This is a genomic window from Streptosporangium heterodermiicola, assembly GCF_051390675.1.
Classification (GTDB): domain Bacteria; phylum Actinomycetota; class Actinomycetes; order Streptosporangiales; family Streptosporangiaceae; genus Streptosporangium.
Genome location: NZ_JBPJSR010000123.1, coordinates 1 through 382 on the forward strand (window position 1 = coordinate 1; position 382 = coordinate 382).

Annotated in this window: 1 protein-coding gene; it reads right to left on the reverse strand. The window is 74.1% G+C overall.

Features of this window, described 5'->3' with window-relative positions:
* A partial coding sequence (locus ACSC1Q_RS43175) for an alpha/beta fold hydrolase (protein ID WP_436764542.1) occupies window positions 1-382 on the reverse strand: 382 nt, incomplete at both ends.

Below are 382 nucleotides of genomic sequence, written 5' to 3' on the forward strand. Positions count from 1 at the left end.
TCCTTGGCGAACGCCTCCTCCACGTCCCGGACGACGCCGCGCCAGCGGTCGCGGTCGGGCAGCAGCTCGAAGAGCGGCGGCTCGTGGGCGACCAGGACGCGCACCCGCTCGGGGTGGCGGGCGGCCAGCTCCAGGCCGATGATCGCCCCGGAGCTGTTGCCGAAGACGTACGCGGGATCGGCGGCGGTGACCCCCGCCTCCACCAGCACGCGATGCGCGTCGTCGGCGTGCGTCTCGACGCTCTGCGACTCCGGCGGCCCGTCCAGGGGACTGCGCGAGTTACCGCGCCGGTCGTAGGTCACCACCGTGTAGCGGTCGGCGAGCCGCTGGGCCAGGCTCGCGTACCCGGCGGCGTCGTAGACCCCACCGCAGATCAGCAGCA